The organism is Algoriphagus sp. (assembly GCF_030694375.1).
In the GTDB taxonomy this organism is placed as follows: domain Bacteria; phylum Bacteroidota; class Bacteroidia; order Cytophagales; family Cyclobacteriaceae; genus Algoriphagus.
In genome coordinates this window covers 1-3,667 of the sequence record NZ_JAUXYL010000009.1, presented here as the reverse complement: position 1 = coordinate 3,667, position 3,667 = coordinate 1, and the positions used below count along the sequence as shown (strand labels likewise).

Sequence of the window (3,667 nt, the reverse complement as noted above, 5' to 3'; positions counted from 1 at the left end):
GGGCGCAAAATTCACAAGAAATTCACGCCCTCGATGGGAGGAATTAGTTTTGTGGTCGCCACCTTCGTCACCCTTGCGATTTGGGGATGGCAGTTTCCACTTCCTGATATTCGATTTCTTCTTGGTGCTATTGCCTTGATGTTTATTGTGGGACTCCGGGATGACATGGTCGAACTGAAAGCCAAACATAAATTGGCGGGTCAGTTTGTTGCTGTCTTAATTGTGGTTGTGGCCGGAGATATTCGGATCAAAGATTTTCATGGTTTCATAGGAGTACATGAGCTCCCGCTACTGATCAGCTATGGGTTTACTTCTTTTGTACTTTTAGCCTTGACCAATGCCTTTAATTTAATTGATGGATTAGATGGACTTGCAGGTACGGTGGCAGCCATTTCCTTAAGCATCTTGGGAGGATGGTTTTATATCCAAGGTCTTGAAAGTTATGCCGTCCTTAGCTTTTCATTGCTCGGTGGTGTACTTGCATTTATGATCTTCAATTGGCACCCTGCTAAAATTTTTATGGGTGATACAGGCTCTCTTACCCTTGGCTTTGGATTGGGCAGTTTGATCGTCGCCTTCATGGAAAATAATGCAGCATTACCCGCAGACGCATTCCTTAAAATTCAGCCTTCATTCACTGCAGGAATTGTACTGATGATCTATCCGCTTTATGATATGGCAAGAGTTTTTGCTAAAAGGCTTGCCCAAGGAAAGCATCCGATGACAGCAGATAAAAGCCATATTCACCATTTTATGATAAGAATGGGGATGAAGCATAATGAAGTTGCTTTAACCTTGGGTTTACTGCAATTAAGTCTAATTTTATTGGTATTTATTTTGGGAGATTTTTCGGATAATATTATCCTTCCTGTGTTGGCAGCTATTGTCCTTGCCCTTGGTTTTAGACTTGACAAAGTGACTGTAAAATATGTCAAAAGACATTCACTTAACACTCCAAGGATTTTGGAAATCAAGCCTTTGACTTCTACCCAAAAAAGTAAAGTTAAATTGGACAAAGAAATGTTGAATCCTGAAGAGATGAATTTGAATTAGTAATTATAGACAGTAAAATAGTAAGAGAGGCTCCATTGGAGCCTTTTTAGTTTTAAAAATGAATTTTCTGGTTTGGTTTTTGTCCTTTAAGTTGTAAGTTTAACAGCATCAATTCTTATTATTTGATTTATGCCCTATTTGATTCCACTTTCCGCTCCCGTATTTGATGGAAATGAAAGGGTATATATTGAAGAGGCCATGAGCTCGGGACAATTGGCTACAAATGGGTCCTTTATAAATAAGTTTGAAAATAAATTTTCAAAAAAAATTAGAACCCATCAGGCAGTTGCACTCAACTCAGGCACTTCTGCTTTACATCTCGGACTGGTGATTTTGGGAGTCGGTCCCGGAGATGAGGTCATTTGCCAATCCTTTACTTTTTGTGCTTCAGCCAATCCAATCGTATACCTTGGTGCCTCTCCAATTTTTGTCGATAGTGAGGAAGATACATGGAACATGTCGCCAGAACTTCTTGAAGATGCAATTTTGAGTAGAATATCCTTGGGGAGAAAGCCCAAAGCTATTATTGTCGTTCATCTATTTGGCATGCCGGCCAAAATGAAAGAAATAATGGAGATTTCCGAAAAATATAAGATCCCAGTCTTGGAAGATGCTGCTGAAGCTGTCGGTAGCACCTACAAAGAATTAAGTTGTGGTTCGTTTGGTAAAATCGGCGTATTTTCCTTCAATGGAAATAAAATCATCACCTCAGGCGGTGGCGGGGCTTTGATTTCTGATGAAGTCACCATTATTGAAAGAGCGAAATATCTATCCACCCAAGCCAGAGAAGACTTGCCCTATTATCAGCATCTGGAGATTGGATACAATTATAGAATGAATAATATGGCCGCAGCAGTAGGCCTTGCCCAACTCGAGAAACTCGATGCTTGTGTGGAAAAGCGACGGTTAATTAACGAAAGGTATAGAATTCTCTTTGAGGACCTTCCAGGAATAAGTTTTCAATCAGAGTCGGAGGAATCTAAGTCTAATTTTTGGTTGACCACAATTTTGATTGACGATAAACAAACCGGATTTTCAAATGACCGACTTCGGATTTTGTTGTTTAAAAATGGAATTGAGACTAGGTTTTTGTGGAAACCCCTCCATCTTCAGCCTGCCTACCGCGGGGTGCCGTTTTATGGAGGTCATGTTGCTGAAAAGTTATTTCTGCGCGGTTTGTGCCTCCCAAGTTCGATTACGCTGACCTATGAAGATCAAAAGAAAATTGTGGGAGTTATAGAAAATGAATTGACCAAAATTTCCTAGTGTGAATTACCCACATTTTTGGAAGAGAATTCTAGATGTAATTCTTGCCTCTTTAATGTTACTTATTCTTCTTCCATTCTTTTTGACGCTGCTAGTTCTACTCGCACTACATTTTAAAGGGAATCCTTTCTTTTTTCAAGATCGACCCGGAAGAAATGCTGCACTTTTTAAAATAATGAAGTTTAAAACTATGGCAGATTCCAAAAATCAATTTGGAGATTTACTTTCAGATGAACTTAGAATTACCAATTTCGGCAAAATGGTTCGTAAAACTTCATTGGATGAAATCCCTCAATTAATCAATGTCTTGAAAGGAGAAATGAGCCTAGTTGGGCCTCGACCATTGCTGAAAGAGTACTTGACTTTATATAATTCTACACAGGCAAAAAGACATCAGGTGAGACCCGGTGTGACAGGTTGGGCCCAAATCAACGGAAGAAATGCGATTACATGGGAAAAAAAATTTGAATACGATATCTGGTATGTACAACATGTTTCCCTTGGTTTGGATTTAAAAATACTTTTTCAAACTCTCTGGAATGTATTCAGGGGAAAAGGTGTGAGCCAACATGGACATGTCACGGTTGGAAAATTCACTGGTACTAAATAGTCCTTTTCCCAACTTATTTAATTCAAAAAAAACCAATAACCTCTTTTGCTTCGTAGTTTAACTTTCTTTAGGGGTTGGTTTTAGATAAATCTTCAATACAATTGGCTGAAAATTACAGAATAACCTAAAAAAAAAAAATGAAAATGAATAAATAAAAAAAATCTGCTTACTTTGCAATAATATTTTGAATAAATAGTTTGAAAATTTGTATTATAACTATTTGAAAATAAATCTACTATGAATTTTTTATCCAGACTGAAGATTCTCCCAAGATGGATTATTGCTTCTCTTGATTCTCTTATTCTTTATCATTGTGCTCTTTTCGGTTACTTGGTTCGATTTAACTTTGAACTTGAACTCATCGAGCAGTATGATGCGTTTGCAGGAAGCTTCACTTTTATGATTGGAGGCCTGCTAGTTATGCAAAATACTCGAAGTTATGAGGGTATAGTAAGGCATACCGGATTTCGTGATGGCTCAAATATTTTTAAGACCGTCCTGATCAATTTTATTCTTTTCCTATTTCTTAATTTTTTCCATGGAAGCTTTCTTAATGATAAATTCCTCCTTCCTACCTCGGTTTTAATAGTTGCAAGTTTGTATCCCTCCGACGAACTGCATCTTGATGGGCTTTGCTTTATGAGCTAAAGTTGCGGGATGAAAAAGAGAAGTATCGAGACCTACTATGAGCTGTTCTACAGATGGCAGCTGTCAGGATTGAGTAAAGCCGCTTTTGCG

4 protein-coding genes are annotated in these 3,667 nt (G+C 38.1%); all 4 read left to right on the top strand.

Translation table 11 applies throughout. The features are described from left to right. On the top strand, positions 1-1,053 hold a 1,053-nt coding region (locus Q8M62_RS03280; RefSeq protein ID WP_305668013.1), incomplete at its 5' end, for an MraY family glycosyltransferase. A 129-nt stretch (positions 1,054-1,182) separates the two neighbouring features. Next, the gene (locus tag Q8M62_RS03275; RefSeq protein ID WP_304899521.1) at positions 1,183-2,319 is read left to right on the top strand and encodes an aminotransferase class I/II-fold pyridoxal phosphate-dependent enzyme; all 1,137 of its coding nucleotides are present in this window, start codon (positions 1,183-1,185) and stop codon (positions 2,317-2,319) included. Between the two features lies 1 nt (position 2,320). Then, complete coding sequence (locus Q8M62_RS03270) at positions 2,321-2,929, top strand: sugar transferase (protein ID WP_304899520.1); 609 nt, start codon at positions 2,321-2,323, stop codon at positions 2,927-2,929. Positions 2,930-3,166: 237 nt separating this feature from the next. Further along, on the top strand, positions 3,167-3,577 hold the full coding sequence (locus tag Q8M62_RS03265; protein ID WP_304899519.1) for a hypothetical protein: 411 nt from the start codon (positions 3,167-3,169) through the stop codon (positions 3,575-3,577). The last annotated feature ends 90 nt before the right edge of the window (positions 3,578-3,667 follow it).